This window comes from uncultured Methylibium sp., assembly GCF_902826655.1.
GTDB lineage: Bacteria > Pseudomonadota > Gammaproteobacteria > Burkholderiales > Burkholderiaceae_C > Methylibium.
In genome coordinates this window covers 92,177-108,390 of sequence record NZ_CADEFR010000003.1, presented here as the reverse complement: position 1 = coordinate 108,390, position 16,214 = coordinate 92,177, and the positions used below count along the sequence as shown (strand labels likewise).

Annotated in this window: 14 protein-coding genes; 10 read left to right on the top strand and 4 right to left on the bottom strand. The window is 71.9% G+C overall.

Annotation, left to right across the window (positions count from 1 at the left end):
• Window positions 1-9 precede the first annotated feature (9 nt).
• Complete coding sequence (locus QZV97_RS02660) at window positions 10-1,161, bottom strand: efflux RND transporter periplasmic adaptor subunit (RefSeq protein ID WP_295637997.1); 1,152 nt, start codon at window positions 1,159-1,161, stop codon at window positions 10-12.
• 133 nt (window positions 1,162-1,294) lie between these two features.
• On the opposite strand from QZV97_RS02660, the gene QZV97_RS02655 reads away from it, so the two are divergent.
• Complete coding sequence (locus QZV97_RS02655) at window positions 1,295-2,440, top strand: alpha-hydroxy acid oxidase (protein WP_295637994.1); 1,146 nt, start codon at window positions 1,295-1,297, stop codon at window positions 2,438-2,440.
• 1 nt (window position 2,441) lies between these two features.
• On the opposite strand, the gene QZV97_RS02650 is transcribed toward QZV97_RS02655, so the two are convergent.
• The 3 genes from QZV97_RS02650 to QZV97_RS02640 all read right to left on the bottom strand — a co-directional run bounded on the left by QZV97_RS02650 (window position 2,442) and on the right by QZV97_RS02640 (window position 4,399).
• Window positions 2,442-3,239 (bottom strand): DNA-binding domain-containing protein, encoded by a 798-nt coding sequence (locus QZV97_RS02650; protein ID WP_295637991.1) that lies wholly within the window; start codon window positions 3,237-3,239, stop codon window positions 2,442-2,444.
• The gene (locus QZV97_RS02645) at window positions 3,236-4,081 is read right to left on the bottom strand and encodes a DUF692 domain-containing protein (RefSeq protein ID WP_295637988.1); all 846 of its coding nucleotides are present in this window, start codon (window positions 4,079-4,081) and stop codon (window positions 3,236-3,238) included. The genes QZV97_RS02650 and QZV97_RS02645 overlap by 4 nt, the downstream gene beginning before the upstream one ends.
• 63 nt (window positions 4,082-4,144) lie before the next feature.
• Window positions 4,145-4,399 (bottom strand): hypothetical protein, encoded by a 255-nt coding sequence (locus QZV97_RS02640; RefSeq protein ID WP_295637985.1) that lies wholly within the window; start codon window positions 4,397-4,399, stop codon window positions 4,145-4,147.
• Window positions 4,400-4,658: 259 nt separating this feature from the next.
• On the opposite strand from QZV97_RS02640, the gene QZV97_RS02635 reads away from it, so the two are divergent.
• From QZV97_RS02635 to dapB, 9 genes are all read left to right on the top strand, one after another.
• Entirely contained in the window at window positions 4,659-5,270 is a 612-nt protein-coding gene (locus tag QZV97_RS02635; protein ID WP_295637981.1) for a TRAP transporter small permease subunit, read from the top strand.
• Window positions 5,271-5,272: 2 nt separating this feature from the next.
• Window positions 5,273-7,003 (top strand): TRAP transporter large permease subunit, encoded by a 1,731-nt coding sequence (locus QZV97_RS02630; protein ID WP_295637974.1) that lies wholly within the window; start codon window positions 5,273-5,275, stop codon window positions 7,001-7,003.
• A gap of 85 nt (window positions 7,004-7,088) precedes the next feature.
• Entirely contained in the window at window positions 7,089-8,795 is a 1,707-nt protein-coding gene (ybaL, locus tag QZV97_RS02625) for a YbaL family putative K(+) efflux transporter (protein WP_295637972.1), read from the top strand.
• Window positions 8,796-9,266, top strand: a complete 471-nt coding sequence (locus QZV97_RS02620; RefSeq protein ID WP_295637969.1) for a hypothetical protein — start codon at window positions 8,796-8,798, stop codon at window positions 9,264-9,266. It begins immediately after the preceding gene.
• A gap of 75 nt (window positions 9,267-9,341) precedes the next feature.
• Window positions 9,342-10,085, top strand: a complete 744-nt coding sequence (locus QZV97_RS02615) for a response regulator transcription factor (protein WP_295637964.1) — start codon at window positions 9,342-9,344, stop codon at window positions 10,083-10,085.
• Between the two features lie 20 nt (window positions 10,086-10,105).
• Window positions 10,106-11,698: a radical SAM protein gene (locus QZV97_RS02610; RefSeq protein WP_295637959.1), complete on the top strand. Its 1,593-nt coding sequence runs from the start codon at window positions 10,106-10,108 to the stop codon at window positions 11,696-11,698.
• An 11-nt stretch (window positions 11,699-11,709) separates the two neighbouring features.
• A complete protein-coding gene (locus QZV97_RS02605) occupies window positions 11,710-13,530 on the top strand; it encodes an ATP-binding protein (RefSeq protein WP_295637956.1) in 1,821 nt (606 codons plus the stop codon).
• Window positions 13,527-15,326: a hypothetical protein gene (locus QZV97_RS02600; RefSeq protein ID WP_295637949.1), complete on the top strand. Its 1,800-nt coding sequence runs from the start codon at window positions 13,527-13,529 to the stop codon at window positions 15,324-15,326. The genes QZV97_RS02605 and QZV97_RS02600 overlap by 4 nt, the downstream gene beginning before the upstream one ends.
• A gap of 24 nt (window positions 15,327-15,350) precedes the next feature.
• The gene (gene dapB, locus QZV97_RS02595) at window positions 15,351-16,148 is read left to right on the top strand and encodes a 4-hydroxy-tetrahydrodipicolinate reductase (protein ID WP_295637945.1); all 798 of its coding nucleotides are present in this window, start codon (window positions 15,351-15,353) and stop codon (window positions 16,146-16,148) included.
• Window positions 16,149-16,214: the final 66 nt, after the last annotated feature.

Sequence of the window (16,214 nt, the reverse complement as noted above, 5' to 3'; positions counted from 1 at the left end):
TTGCCGCCGTCAGCCGCCGCCGGCGGCCGACGCGGCGCTGCCCGCGGTGGCGCTGGCGAACTCGACCGCCTGGCCGTCGACCAGGTTGCTGCCCGGGTTGCGCAGGATCTGGTCGCCATCGGCCAGGCCGCCCAGCAACGGGTATTCGCCGCGGCGCGCATCGCGCTCGCCCAGCTGCACCGCCACCCTGGCCAGCTTGCGGTCCTTGACGCGCCAGACATGCGCCGCGTCGGCGCTGCGCTGCACGGCCGCGTCGGGCAGCATCAGCGCACCGCCGCCGCCGGTCTGGATGCGCCCTTCCGCGTACAGGCCGGCGGTCTGCGGACCGTCCTTGGCGGGGAAACCAACCAGCACCTCGACCTGCCGCGTCGTCGCGTTGGCTGCGGCGTCGACGCGCTTCACCTGGCCGGTGAAGCGGGCCTGCGGGTAGCCGCTGACCCGGAAGCTCACCGCCTGGCCGAGCTTCACCTCGTGCATGCGGTCGGCGGACACCAGGCCCTCGAAGCGCATGCTCGACGGGTCGATCACCTTGACCAGCTCCTTGCCGATCTGGGCGGTGTCGCCGGCCGAGACCTTGCGCTCGCTGACCATGCCGGCGAAGGGCGCCCGCACCTCGGTGCGGCGCAGCTGCTGGCGCGCCGACACGCCGCGGGCGCGGGCCGCGACCAGCTCGCTCTGCGCGTTGTTGCGGCGGATCTCGGCGTCTTCCAGCGCCTGCATCGACAGCATGCCCTGGGCCTGCAGCGTCTTGAGCCGCTGCACCTGGCGCTCGGCCTGGTCGTGGGCCTGGCCGGCGGCGCGCGTCGCTTCCTCGGCCGACGCCAGGCTGTCGCGGATCGAGGTGTCGTCCAGACGCACCAGCAGGTCGCCCTGCTTCACGGTATCGCCGTTTTCCTTGAGCACCTGCAGCACGACGGCCGACACCTCGGCACGCAGGTCGGCGCGCTTCTCGGGCTGGATGGAGCCGGTGATCACCGGGCCCAGCGCCTGCGGGCTCATGCTCACGGTGCGCAGGTCCTCGGGCGCCAGCAGCAGGGCCGGCGCGGTCGGCTTGGCGGCCGTCGCGGCCGGCTGGGCGGCGGGGTCCTTGCCGCAGGCAACGAGTGCCAGGCTCAGCAGGCACAGCACGGGCCAGGGCCCGCAGGGACGACGGATCGGCATCGTTCGAACTCCCATGCGCTTGTGGCGCTTTCACCGGACAGCCGCGCCGACGGCCCGGGCAGGGGCCGGCGCGAGGCCGAGAGTGTCCCACGCGCCGGCTGCCCCAGAATGGCGGCCCGACAAGGAAGCTCCCATGCCCGTCATCACCTGCATCGAGGACCTGCGCGTCCTGGCCGAGAGGCGCGTCCCGCGCATGTTCTACGACTACGCCGACTCGGGCTCCTGGACCGAGAGCACCTACCGCGCCAACGAGGCCGACTTCCGTGCCTTCAAGCTGCGCCAGCGCGTCGCCGTCAACATGGAGGGCCGCACGCTGCGCACCACGATGGCCGGCCAGGAGGTCGCCATGCCGGTGGCGATCGCGCCGACCGGCCTGACCGGCATGCAGCACGCCGACGGCGAGATCCTCGGCGCCCGCGCGGCCGAGAAGTTCGGCATTCCCTTCACGCTGTCGACGATGAGCATCTGCTCGATCGAGGACATCGCGGCCCACACCCAGGCGCCGTTCTGGTTCCAGCTCTACTGGATGCGCGACCGCGACTTCATGGAGCGCCTGATGGACCGCGCCAAGGCGGCCCGCTGCTCGGCCCTGGTGCTGACGCTGGACCTGCAGGTGCTGGGTCAGCGCCACAAGGACATCAAGAACGGCATGACCGCGCCGCCCAAGCCGACGCTGGCCAACATCCTCAACCTGATGACCAAGCCGCGCTGGTGCCTGGGCATGCTGGGCACGCGGCGCCACAGCTTCGGCAACCTGGTCGGGCATGCCAAGGGGGTCAGCGACATGAGCTCGCTGTCGGCGTGGACCAAGGAGCAGTTCGATCCGCGGCTGGACTGGTCCGACGTGGAGTGGATCAAGAAGCAATGGGGCGGCCGGCTGATCCTCAAGGGCGTGATGGACGTCGAGGACGCACGCCTCGCAGCCGACAGCGGCGCCGACGCGCTGGTGGTGTCCAACCACGGCGGACGCCAGCTCGACGGCGCGCCCTCGTCGATCGCGGCACTGCCCGAGATCGCCGACGCGGTCGGCTCGCGCATCGAGGTCTGGATGGACGGCGGCATCCGCTCGGGCCAGGACGTGCTGAAGGCCGTGGCGCTGGGCGCAAAGGGCACGATGATCGGCCGCGCCTTCCTCTACGGCCTGGGCGCGATGGGCGAGGCCGGCGTGAGCAAGGCGCTGGAGCTGATCCGCCACGAGCTGGACATCACGATGGCCTTCACCGGCCACACCGACATCCGCACGGTGGACCGCCGGATCCTGCTGCCGGCCCGCGCCTGAGTCAGGCGTCGAACGAGGCGATCAGGCCTTCGGCGATCCAGCCCTGCAGCAGGCCGACGACCACGGCGGCCGCGTGCTCGTCGCCCTGCCGGGCGGCGGCGATCAGGCACAGCGACTCGAAGCGTTCGCCGGCGAACAGTGCCTCCAGCAGCGCAGCCTCCAGCGGTTCGAGCGAGCGCCAGCGCGTGTCGAGCCGGGGGCGCCAGATCAGCAGGTGGTGGGCCGCCGGCTCGGGCTCGGGCGGTTCGGCCTCGCTATCGTCGGCCCGCAGGGCCTGCACCAGCGGACCGATGCGCCAGCCGAGCGGCAGCAGCGCGGCGCTCGGCAGCGGTGCGAAGCGCAGGCTCGCCCAGGCATCGGCCGGCCGGCCGGCCAGCGCCGCAGCCTCGATCGGCTGTGCGTCCGGCGCGTCGAACGCGGCGCGCAAGGCCCACTCGAGGCGCGCCAGGTCGGCCAGCGCCGGATGCGGCGAGAGATCGGTGCGCGCGGCCATGAAGTCGGCCAGCCCGGCCCCGTACCAGCGGATCGACGGATGGCGCGAGGGATGCGCCTCGACATAGGCGGCGGCCAGCGCGTCGAAGGCCTCGTCGCCCATCACGCGCGGCAGCAGCTCGTGGTTGTCGCGCAGCGCCTCGGCCAGGCGGGCGCGGTAGGCATGGCGGTAGATGCCCAGCAGCGGCGGGCCCCCGCCGTCGCGGGTGCGCAGCAGCGCATCGGCTTCGTCGGCCTGGGCTGCGGCCGGCGCGGCGCCGACGATGGCGCGCTGCAGGCGCCGCTGCTGGTCGGCCAGGCGCGTCATGCGGGCACTCCGGGGCGCGCCGCGGCCAGCGCCTCGGCCTGCACGCGCCGCGCCACGTCCAGCTCGGCCAGCAGATCGTCCAGCGGCGGGATGCGGTCGTCGCGCTCGATCATCGCCGGCACGGCGCCGAGGCGCCGCGTCGTGTAGGCGTACAGCGACCAGACCTCATCGCGCACCGGGTGGTCGTGGGTGTCGATCAGGTGGTCGCCGTGCTCCTCATGGCCGGCCAGGTGGATCTGGCGCACGCGCGCGGCCGGTATCGCGTCGATGTAGCGGCGCGGATCGAAGCCATGGTTGACGCTGCTGACGTAGACGTTGTTCACGTCCAGCAGCAGCTCGCAGTCGGCGCGGCGGGCGAGCTCGGCGACGAAGTCCCACTCGCTCATCTCGTCGCCGGCGAAGGCGACGTAGCTGGACACGTTCTCGAGCAGCAGCCGGCGGCCCAGCAGGTCCTGGACGCGGCCGACGCGGTCGACCAGGTGGCGCAGCGCCGCCTCGGTGTACGGCATCGGCAGCAGGTCGTGCAGGTTGCGGTGATCGACGCCGGTCCAGCACAGGTGGTCCGACACCCAGGCCGGCTGCACCCGATCGGCCAGCGCCTTCAGCCCGCGCAGGTAGTCCAGGTCGAGCGGATCGGTGCTGCCGATCGACATCGACACGCCGTGCATCACGACCGGGAAGTCGCGGCGGATCCGCTCCAGCCAGTCCAGCGGACGGCCACCGGGAACCATGTAGTTCTCGGAGACGATCTCCAGCCAGTCGACGCGCGGCCGCCGCGCCCCGGCGAAGTCGGCGTAGTGTTCGGCGCGCAGGCCGAGTCCGAAACCCTGGAGAGATGACATGCGTCGCAGGCCGGGCGGTCCGGTCCGACACCAGCGGGCGTCGGACCGGACGACTTCCGACGCTTACTTGGCGACCTTGCCGCCGGCCTTGGTGCACTCCTCGGCCGACTTCTTGCTGACCCAGCCCGTGCCCTTGCAGGCGTTCTGGCCCTTGCAGGCGCTGCTGGCCGTCTTGCACTCGGACGTGCCCTTGCAGCCGTTGATGCCGGTGCATTTGACGTCGCCGTCGGCGGCATGCGCGACGGTGACGACCGAGCCGGCGGCGAACAGAGCGGCGGCCGAGGCAGCGATGGCGAGGCCGGACTTGAGGTTCATCATGGTGGTTTCCTTCCAGTAGGGGTGGAGCAGAGAGGGACACGTCAGGCCGGCATCGGTCTCCTCCACCGGCCTGCGTGCGTGGACATACGCCCAGTCCGGGCCGGCGGATGCAGGACGACCGCCCACCGACGGACTGACGCGCCGTTGACGCAGCGCCTCACCGGCCCGGGCAAACACGCGCCCCGCGCCGTTCGCGCAGCGCCTAAACTGCGGCGCGCCTCGCGATGCGGGGCGGCCCGGTTCCGCTTCCGTCCCGCCCATGAACGCTCTCCTGCAACTGTCCCGGCTGATCGACGCACTGAACGAGCGTGTCGGCCGGCTGGCCATGTGGCTGGTGCTGCTGTCGGTGCTGATCAGCGCCGGCAACGCCTCGGTCCGCAAGGCCTTCAACACCAGCTCGAACGCCTGGCTCGAGATCCAGTGGTACCTGTTCGCCGGCGTGTTCCTGCTGTGCGCCGGCTACACCCTGCTGCACAACGAGCACGTGCGCATCGACGTGATCACCTCGCGCTTTTCCAAGCGGACCCAGATCTGGGTCGACATCATCGGCCTGCTGGCCTTCCTGCTGCCCTTCGTCGGCCTGACCATCTGGCTGGCCGTGCCCTTCTTCTACCAGGGCTACGTCAGCGGCGAGATGTCGTCCAACGCCGGCGGCCTGATCCGCTGGCCGGTCTACATCCTGATGCCGGTCGGCTTCATCCTGCTGGGCCTGCAGGGCCTGTCCGAGCTGATCAAGCGCATCGCCTTCCTGCAGGGCCGCATCGCCGACCCGACGCTGAAGAAGGTCGAGAAGACCCCCGAGGAAGAGCTGGCCGAGGCCATCCGCGCCCAGGCCGAAGCGGCCGCGCGCAACGGCGGCAAGGCGGCCTGACCATGGAGTTCGTCACCGCCAACATCGCGCCGATCATGTTCTCGGCGCTGATCGTCTTCCTGCTGTTCGGCTTTCCGGTGGCCTTCGGGCTGGCCGCCTGCGGCATGTTCTTCGGCTTCGTCGGCATCGAGCTGGGGCTGCTGCCGGCCACGCTGTTCCAGGCGCTGCCGCTGCGCATCTTCGGGATCATGGGCAACGACACGCTGCTCGCGATCCCCTTCTTCACCTTCATGGGCCTGATCCTCGAGCGTTCCGGCATGGCCGAGGACCTGCTCGACACCATCGGCCAGGTGTTCGGCCCGCTGCGCGGCGGCCTGGCCTTCGCGGTGATCTTCGTCGGTGCGCTGCTGGCCGCGACCACCGGCGTGGTGGCCGCGAGCGTGATCTCGATGGGCCTGATCTCGCTGCCCATCATGCTGCGCTACGGCTACGACCGGCGCGTCGCCTCCGGCGTGATCGCCGCGTCCGGCACGCTGGCACAGATCATCCCGCCCTCGCTGGTGCTGATCATCATGGCCGACCAGCTCGGCAAGAGCGTCGGCGACATGTACAAGGGCGCCTTCATCCCGGGCTTCGTGCTGACCGGGCTGTACGTGGCCTACATCATCGGTCTGACGCTGTTCAAGCCCAAGTGGGTGCCGGCGCTGCCGCCCGAGGCGCGCACCATCCGCGAGCCCGACGGCTCGAGCGGCCTGCCCTCCCTGGGCGTGCTGCTGATGCTGGCGATCGCGCTGGCGGTCGGCTTCGGCTGGTACTACGAGGACATCGTGGCCGCCGTGACCGGGCATGCCAAGGCCGTGGCACCGCTGGACGAGCAGATCGTCGTGTCGATGTCGATGTCGGTGATCTTCGCGCTGGCGCTGGCGCTGGTGAACCGCGTGACCAAGCTGGGCCTGCTGTCGCGCATGGCCGAGCAGGTCACCTTCGTGCTGATCCCGCCGCTGCTGCTGATCTTCCTCGTGCTGGGCACGATCTTCCTCGGCATCGCCACGCCGACCGAAGGCGGCGCGATGGGTGCGGTCGGAGCGCTGGTGATGGCGGTGCTGCGGCGCCGGCTCGACCTCAAGCTGCTGAAGCAGGCGATGAACACGACCGCCAAGCTGTCCTGCTTCGTGGTCTTCATCCTGATCGGCTCGACGGTCTTCAGCCTCACCTTCCAGGGCGTCGACGGCCCCAAGTGGGTCGAGCACCTGCTGACCAGCCTGCCCGGCGGCCAGGTCGGCTTCCTGATCGTCGTCAACATCCTGGTGTTCCTGCTGGCGTTCTTCCTCGACTTCTTCGAGCTGAGCTTCATCGTGATCCCGCTGCTCGGGCCGGTGGCCGACAAGCTGGGCATCGATCTCATCTGGTTCGGCGTGCTGCTGGGCGTGAACATGCAGACCTCGTTCATGCACCCGCCGTTCGGCTTCGCGCTGTTCTACCTGCGCAGCGTCGCGCCGATGAAGGAGTACGTGGACAAGGTCACCGGCGCGCGCATCGCGCCGGTCACGACCGGCCAGATCTACTGGGGTGCGGTGCCCTTCGTCGTGATCCAGATCATCATGGTCGGCCTGCTGATCGCCTTCCCGGTGCTGGTCACCATCGGCCTGGGCGAGCAGATCAAGGTCGACACCGACAAGGTCATCATCGACGCCCCGATACAGCAGGACTTCGGCGCGCCGCCGAACATGGACGATCCCTACGCAGTGCCGGCCGATCCGGCCTCGGCGCCGGCCAGCGCGGCCTCCAACTGAGCGGCCGGCGCGGCGGCACGGGCGCACGGCGGTGCGTCCGTTATCCTCGGTCAACGTCCGGCATCCCGTCGCGCGTGCCCGCCGCATGCCCCACAACGTCTCGCTGATCACGACCATCGCCGCCGGCCTGGGGCTGGCGCTCGTGCTCGGCTTCCTGGCCGCGCGGCTCAGGCTCCCGGCGCTGGTGGGCTACCTGCTCGCCGGCATCGCCATCGGGCCGGCAACGCCGGGCTTCGTCGCCGACATCGAGATCGCCGGGCAGCTGGCCGAGATCGGCGTGATGCTGCTGATGTTCGGCGTGGGCCTGCACTTCTCGATCGACGACCTGATGGCCGTGCGCAAGATCGCGCTGCCGGGCGCCGTCGCGCAGATGGCGGTGGCCACGCTGCTGGGCATGGGCGTCGCCACCTGGTGGGGCTGGGATCTCGGCGCGAGCCTGGTGTTCGGCCTGTCGCTGTCGGTCGCCAGCACCGTGGTGCTGCTGAAGGCGCTCGAGGCGCGCGGCGTCCTCGACTCGATGAACGGCCGCATCGCCGTCGGCTGGCTGATCGTCGAGGACCTCGCGATGGTGCTGGTGCTGGTGCTGCTGCCCGCCCTGGCCGGCGTGCTGGCGCCGCAGGCCGGGGGCGAGGCGACGCGCTCGATCAGCGTCACGCTGGGCCTGACGCTGCTGCAGGTCGCCGTCTTCGTCGCGCTGATGCTGGTGGTCGGGCGGCGCTTCTTTCCCTGGCTGCTGTGGCAGGTCACCAAGACCGGCTCGCGCGAGCTGTTCACGCTGTGCGTGGTGGCCGCGGCGCTGGCGGTGGCCTACGGCTCGGCGGCGCTGTTCGGCGTGTCGTTCGCGCTCGGCGCCTTCTTCGCCGGCATGGTGCTGCGCGAGTCCGAGTTCAGCCACCGCGCCGCCGAGGACTCGCTGCCGCTGCGCGACGCCTTCGCGGTGCTGTTCTTCGTCTCGGTCGGCATGCTGTTCGACCCGCTCGTGCTGGTCGACCGCCCGCTGCAGGTGCTGGCCGTCGTCGGCATCATCGTCGTCGGCAAGTCGCTGGCGGCGATGGCGGTGGTGCTGCTGTTCCGCTACCCGCTGAACACGGCGCTCACCGTGTCGGCCAGCCTGGCGCAGATCGGCGAGTTCTCGTTCATCCTGGCGGCGCTGGGCGTGTCGCTCAAGCTGTTGCCGCCCGAGGGCCAGAGCCTGATCATGGCCGGCGCGCTGATCTCGATCGCGATCAATCCCTTCGTGTTCTCGCTGATCGAGCCGGCGCGTCGCTGGATCGTCGGCCACTCCGAGGCCGCGCGCCGGCTCGAGGCCCGCGACGACCCGCTGGCCGAGCTGCCGATGTCGACCGACCGCAAGTACCTGTCGCGCCAGGTGGTGCTGGTGGGCTACGGGCGCGTCGGCCGGCGCATCGGCGAGGCCCTGACCGCCGCCGGTCTGCCCTTCGTCGTCGCCGACGACAACCGCGAGCTGATCGAGGCCTTGCGCGCCGACGGCGTGCCGGCGGTGTCGGGCAATGCCGTCGACCCGGCGGTGCTGATCCAGGCCCACATCGCCGAGGCGCGCATGCTCGTGATCGCGACCCCCCAGACGCTGGAAGTGCGCCAGATGGTCGAGACGGCGCGGGCCCTCAACCCGGCGATCGAGATCGTCGTGCGCAGCCACAACGCCGACGAGGCCGCGATGCTGGAGAAGGAGAACGCCGGCAAGGTCTTCGTCGGCGAATCCGAGCTGGCTTCGGCCATGGCGCGGCATGTGCTGCAGCAGGTCGGCGCGGCGGCGCCGGCCGGCCACTAGTTGGAAACCGCCGACGCGACCCCGGCGGTCGAAGGCCCGGCCTTCGGCCGCAGTGCCCGGGCGCTGGCGACGGCGGTGATGCTGGTGCTGCTGGCGGCCGCCTGGCGTGCCTTCGACGGGCCGGCCCTGGCCCAGGCCGGCAGCGGCGTGAAGCTGCTGCTCGGCGGCACGCTGGCGATGATGGGCTGGCTCTACGCCTGGATCCTGCGCAGCCGCACGCGGGTCGCCGGCGGCCTGATCACGCAGAGCTGGCTGTGGGACAAGCGGGCCGAGGCGCAGGCCATCGTCAACGCCAAGTTCGTCTACGTGCCCGGTCTGGCCTGGTTGATCGCGCCGCGGCTGATCGTGCGCACACGCGACGGCGTGGTCACGCAGTTCCACGCCGCCGACCCGGCCGTGCTGCGGGCCTTCGCCGAGCTGACACTGGCCCTGCGCGAGCGCAAGGCCGGCCGTATCCCGACTTCCCCCTAACACCTAAGAGGGGACGAGAACCGGGCCGGGGCTCCGCTACCATCGACCGCGGCATCCACAGCAACGAGGTCCGCGATGAAAGTGCTGCTGATCGACGATCACCCGCTGATCCTGTCGGCCCTCAAGGCGGTGATCCAGGGACTGGGCGACGACGTCACCGTGGCCGGCGCGAGCAGCGCCGCCGCAGCCCGCGCGACGCTCAAGGAGGACAGCGTCTTCGACCTGGTGCTGCTGGACCTGCAACTCGGCGATGCCAACGGCTTCGACCTGCTGGGCGAACTGCGCAGCACCTACCCGGCGCTGCCGGTCGTCGTGGTGTCGGCCAGCGACCGCACCAGCGACGTGATCCGCTCGATCGACATGGGCGCCATGGGCTTCGTGCCCAAGCGCGCCACCAACGAGACCCTGTTCGACGCCCTGCGGCTGGTGATGTCCGGCGGCATCTACGTGCCGCCGATGACGATGGGCGCCGATGCCGGGTCCGCCGCCAGCGCGCCCGAGGCCGACACCGTGCCGGGCTACATGAAGGTGATCGGCAGCCATGCGGCCCAGGGCGACTACCAGACCACCCCCAGCCTCGCCTCGCTGGGCCTGACGCCGCGCCAGACCGACGTGCTGGCCTTGCTGCTGCAGGGCAAGCCCAACAAGCTGATCGCGCGCGACCTGAACCTGTCGGTCGAGACCATCAAGGACCACGTCGCGGCCGTGCTGCGCGCCCTCGGCGTCAACTCGCGCACCCAGGCGGTCCTGGCGGTCAGCCAGATGACGCAGCAGGCCGGCGGCAACAACAGGGCCTCGTGGCGGCTCGGCAGCCGCTGACACCGGACGGTTCCCGCGCGATGCGCGTCGCGATCATCTCCGTCTTCACCGACTACCACCGCCGGGGCCAGCCGCACCGCGGCACGCTGCAACCGCAGATCGGCCCGCTGATCGCCGCCCTGCTGCCCGACGACGCCGACGTCGACATCGTCAACGACACCTGGGAGGACCCCCACTGGCAGCGGTCCTACGACCTGGTGCTGCTGTCGTGCATGCACTCCGACTTCGACCGCGCCCGGCAGATCGGCCACTACTACCGCCAGCGCGGCGCGCGCACCGTGCTGGGCGGCATCTTCGCCAGCACCCACCCGGCGCTGGCCGAGCCCTGGTTCGACGCGGTCGTCGTCGGTGACCCCGAGGACACGGTCCCGCAGCTCTACGCCGACGCGCAGGCCGGGCGCCTGAAGCGCCGCTACTGCTCGAACGGTCACGACGCGCGCCGCGTCCCGACGCCGCGCGTCGCGCCGGTGGCCCGCAAGCAGGCCTTCCCCGTGGCCCTCGAGGCCACCCGCGGCTGCCCCTACACCTGCGACTTCTGTGCCCTCACGGCCCTGGGCACGCGCCACGAGCTGCGCCCGGTGGCCGACGTCGTGCGCGACGTCGTCGCGCTGCAGGCGGCGCTGCGCGGCCGGGTCAGCGACTGGCGCCGGCGCATCGTCATGTTCTACGACAACAACCTCGCCGGCAACCTGCGCTGGTTCCGCGAGCTGTGCCACGCGCTGCGGCCGCTGGGCGTGGTCTGGGGCACCTGCCTGACCTTCAACGTGATCGCCAACCGCGAGCTGCTGAAGCTGATGTACGACAGCGGCTGCCGCGCGGTGTTCGTCGGCATCGAGAGCTTCAACCAGAGCGCACTGGACGACATGGCCAAGCCGCAGAACAAGCTCGCGCGGGCCCGCGAGGCCATCGCGCAGGCGCGCGACGAAGGCATCGTCGTCACGGCCGGGCTGATGCTGAACCCGCAGCACGACGACCTCGACTACCTGCGCGCGCTGCCGCGCCACCTGCGCCAGAGCGGCCTGCACGTGCCCAGCTTCGTCTGCTTCGAGACGCCGTTCCCGGGCACGCCCTTCTTCGACCGCATGGCGCGCACGCCGGGTGCCTTCCTGCCGAACGCGCTGCTGCGCGACTTCAACGCCTACACGCTGGTGCTGCAGCCGCAGCGCGCGCCGCTGCCCGACTTCATCGCCGCCTACGTCGACGTCCTCGGCGAGATCCACGGCTGGCCCAACCGCCTGGCGAAGCTGGCCGACGACCTGCCGCGCCTGCTGAGGCGCGGCTCGCTGGCCGGCGCGGCGCTCGACATCGTCGACATGCTCGACGCGGGCTTCGACCCGGCGCCGGGCCGCAGCTTCTGCGCAGGCACCGAGCTCGCGCCGCCGGAGTCCGTGCCCTTCGTCGACGCCGACTTCCGCTCCGGCGCCGAGCGCGCCGCCGTCTGCGGCGCGACGCGCGTGACCGACGCCACCGGGCGCCTGCTGCCGGCGTGGCATCCGGCCGGCGAGCCGCCGCTGCGCCCCCTGCCCTGGCCGTCGGAGGGACGCGCCCCGGCGCCTGCGCCCGAGGTCGCCACGGCCGAGCTTCCCTCGTGGGCCGAACCGGCCCTGCCCTGACCGCCGCCGCCATGAACGCCCTGCCGCCCCTGCCCCCACCGCCCGAACCCGCCGCCTCGGACCGCAGCGCGCTGCTGCCGGACACGGTGCGATCGCTCTACAGCCAGACCGGCGTCTCGCTCGCCGGCAACCTGCTCGGTGCGGTGGTCCTGGCGATGATCTACTGGGACGTCGCGCCGCGCGGCGAGGTCTACGCGTGGGTCCTGCTCTTCTTCTGGATCTGGGCGCTGCGCCTGGTCTCGCTGCGCCGCTACGCGCACGCCGGCTGGGCCGATGCGTCGGCGCGCGCGGCGCACTGGCAGCGCGTGTGGAACATCGGCGCGATGGCGTCGGGGGCGGCCTGGGGGCTGTCGGCCTGGCTGTTCTACAACGACGGCCGGCCCTTCCACCAGACCACGCTGCTGCTGATCATCTACAGCTTCTGCGTCGGCGCGATCCCGCTGATGGCCTCGCAGATGCTCAGCTTCCTGATCTTCATCTCGCTGTGCTTCGTGCCGACCATCGTGCGCATCGCGACCCACGGCACGCCCGACTCGCTGGCGCTGGCCGGCGTGCTGGCGCTGGTGTTCGCGATGACCGCGCTGCTCGGCCGCATCTTCCGCCGCACCTTCGACCGCGCGATCGAGCTGAAGGTCCGCACCGAGAAGCTGGCCCAGCAGCTGCAGGTCGAGAAGACCGCGGCCGACGAGGCCAAGCGCGCCGCCGAGATCGCCAACCGCGCGAAGACCCAGTTCTTCGCCGCGGCGAGCCACGACCTGCGCCAGCCGCTGCACGCGATGGGCCTGTTCGCCGAGGCGCTGCGCGCACGCACCAAGGGCGACGACGAGGTGCTGCACCTGGTCAACAGCATCAACAGCTCCGTCGATGCGCTCGAAGGCCTGTTCGGCGAGCTGCTCGACATCACCAAGATCGACACCGGCGGCGTCGAGCCGCGGCCCGAGCACTTCACGCTGCGCGAGCTGTTCCAGCGACTCAAGCTGCAGTACGAGCCGACCGCCTTCGAGAAGGGCCTGGCGCTGCGCTTCGCCGGCATGCGGCAGGTGGTGCACGGCGACCCGGTGCTGGTCGACCGCATCGTGCGCAACCTGCTGTCCAACGCGATCCGCTACACCGACGACGGCGGCGTGCTGGTCAGCGCCCGCCGGCGCGGCGACAGCGTGCAGCTGCAGGTCTGGGACACCGGCGTCGGCATCGCGCTGTCCGAGCAGCCGCACATCTTCGACGAGTTCTACCAGGTGCAGGCGCACTCGGCGCTCGAGCCGCACCACCCCAAGGGCCTGGGCCTGGGCCTGGCGATCGTGCAGCGGCTGGCGCGGCTGATGGGCGCGCCGCTGTCGCTGTCCTCGATCCCCGGCCGCGGCACCGTGTTCACGCTGACGCTGCCGGTCGGCAAGGCGCCGCGCAGCGTCTCGCCGCTGCCGGGCGGTGCCAAGCCCGGCCTCGGCCTCACGCTCGAGCAGCGCTTCATCGTCGTCGTCGAAGACGAGCCCGCGGTGCGCGAGGGCCTGGTCGTGCTGCTGCGCGGCTGGGGCGCGACGGTCGAGGCCTTCGACACGCTGGCCGCCGTCGAGGCCTGGGTCCGCGGCGGCAACGCGGCCGCGCCCGATCTCGCGATCGTCGACTACCGACTGCCCGAAGGCCACAACGGCGTCGAGGCGCTGCGCGCGCTGCGCGGCGCCTTCTCCGGCACGCTCCCCGGCATCGTGGTCACCGGCAGCACGATGAGCGGCCACGAGGAGGAGTCGAGCCGCCACGACTTCCACCTGCTGGTCAAGCCGGTCGCGCCGAACAAGCTGCGGGCCATGATCGCCTTCAAGCTGGGACTGCGGTGAGCGCGTCCGACCCCGCCGGCGTCGAGATCGGCTTCGAGGACGACGGGCCGGGCTCCGGCCGCAGCGCCCCGCTCGATCCGGCCCTGGCCGCGGTGGGCCACCCGGTCGACACCGTGCACGAGCCGCTCAGCGCGGCCGGCCTGCTGCAGCGCTTCCGGTTGCACCGGCCGGAGTGGTTCGCCGGGCTGCAGGCGGAGTCCGACGGCATCGAGACCCTGCTGGCGCGCGACGCGGACCTCAGCGCCCGCTGGCAGGGCCTGCCCGGCCTGGACCACCGCAGCCACTGGGACCGCGGCACCGAAACCTCGCAGCCGCGTCGCTGCGAGTGCCATGCCGAGTGGCAGCCGCCGCTGTGGGCGATGGCGCCGGTCGTGCGCCGCCAGGGCGGCACGATGAAGCTGCGGCTGCCGCCGGCGCTGACCGCAGCCGCACTGCAGCAGGCCGTGCTCGAGCATTGCCCGAAGGCCTGGCTGCGCCACGACGACGTGCGCGTGCGCGTCGAGATCGAGACGCGCCTGTACTGGGGCGCGCGCTCGCCCGCCGACGGCCTGCCCTGGATGCCGGCCGCCGAGCACCGCGACAGCGTCGGCCTGACCGCCGAGATCATCGAGATCGAGCGCGGCACGCCGCGCTGGCTGATCGACGAGCGCGACGCCGTCTCGCCGACCATCACGCGCAGCCTGCGCGCCGGCGTCGGCCTGATGGTGGCCATGCCGGTGCTGCTGTACAGCCGCCGGCCGCGTCCGCTGGGACGCTGGCGCAAGCTGGTGCAGCGCGCGCTCGACTGGTTCGACCGCCTGCGTGGCGTGCGCCAGGACTGCGACCCGACCTTCATCGACCGCCTGAAGTCCGACGAACCCTACTGGGCCGCAGGCCTGGGGCAGAAGGCGCCGGGCTGGCTGGCGATGCGGCAGGTGAGCCTGGCCGGTGCGCGCCTGGCGCCGGCCTCGACGGCTGCGCTGGGCAACACGGAGTCGGCGCCCGTGCACGTGCTGCTGCTGCATGGCGGGCTCACCTCGGCCCTCGCCGGCTTCGAGGCCTGGCTCGCCCCCGACCCGAAGCAGCGCCCGCTGTGGACCGGCATGCCGCTGTTCGAGCAGCTGCCCGTGTGGCGCTTCGAGCACGACACCTTCCTCGAGGTCGGCCGCAACATCGACGACCTGATCGAGGCGCTGCAGGCGCAGGTCATCGGCCGCCGCCGCGAGGGACGCCTCGTGCTGCTGGCGCATTCGCGGGGCGGCGTGGTCGCGCGCTTCGCGTTGCCCGAGCTGAAGGACCGCTGGCCCGGCTGGGACTTCCAGGCCCTCACGGCCGGCAGCCCGCACCTCGGCACCGACGTCTTCGAGCGCCTCGGCCAGCGCTGGGTGGGCCTGGCCGGCGCCGTCGGTCTGCTGTCCGGCGCACTGCGCGAAGTCGGCAGCCGCAGCGCCCTGGCCAAGCTGAAGAACCTCGAGCGCGGCATGGCCGGCGACATCCCGCCGGGCTTTCGCGACCTGCTGCCGGCCAACGTGCTGGAGCGCGCCGAGCGCTACCCCTGGCCCGAAGGACAGATCGTCACCTGGGGCTCGCAGTGGCGTGCCGAGGTCGCCGCCGACTGGCGCCCCGAGATGTGGCACCGGCTGATCGAGGGCTTCGCCGGCTTCGAGGCCGACGGCGACGGCATGATCCCGCTCGACTCGGCCAAGCACGGCGGCCAGGCGCACGACGCCTCGCCGGTGTTCCATACCGAGTACTTCGCGCACCCGGACACGGCCGCGCAGATCCGCGCCCAGCTCGAACGGCTGGCCCGCCGCTGAGCGCCTGCCCCGAGGAGACTTCGCATGAGCCTCACCGTCTGCCTCGCCGGCGCCACCGGCTGGGCCGGATCCGAACTGGCGCGTGGCATCGCCGCGGCCCCCGACCTGCGACTGGTGGCCGGCATCTCGCGGGCGAATGCCGGCCGTTCGCTTGGCGACGTGCTCGGCGAGCCGCGCCTGAAGACGCCGCTGTTCGCCAGCGCGGCCGAGGCGCTGGCCGTGGGCTGCGAGGTGTTCGTCGAGTACACGAAGCCCGGCAGCGCCAAGGCCAACATCCTGGCGGCACTGGCGCAGGGCGCTCACGTCGTGGTCGGCACCTCGGGCCTCACCGATGCCGAGTACGCGGAGATCGACGCCGCCGCGCGGGCCCGCCAGCGCGGCGTGCTGGCGTGCGGCAACTTCGCGCTGACCGCCGTGCTGCTGCAGCGCTTTGCCGAGCAGGCCGCGAAGCTGCTGCCGCAATGGGAGATCATCGACTACGCCGACGACGCCAAGCGCGACGCACCCAGCGGCACCGTGCGCGAGCTCACCCAGCGCCTGTCGCAGGTGCGCGCCCCCGAGACCACGGTGCCGATCGACCAGACCCTGGGCCTGCGCGAGGCGCGCGGCGCCACCGTCAACGGCATGCAGGTGCACGCACTGCGGCTGCCGGGCCACGTGCTCGGGGTCGACGTGGTGTTCGGCCTGCCCGACCAGACCCTGGTCCTGCGCCACAACGCCGGCAGCTCGGCGCGCCCCTATGTCGACGGCGCGCTGATCGCGATCCGCCGCGTGCACCGGCTGGTCGGCGTGCACCGCGGGCTGGACAAGGTGCTGGACTGAGGCTCGCGCCTCCTACGCCGCCCACGTCGCTGTCACCACGCCGTCACGCGCGCTGCGCAGCATCGC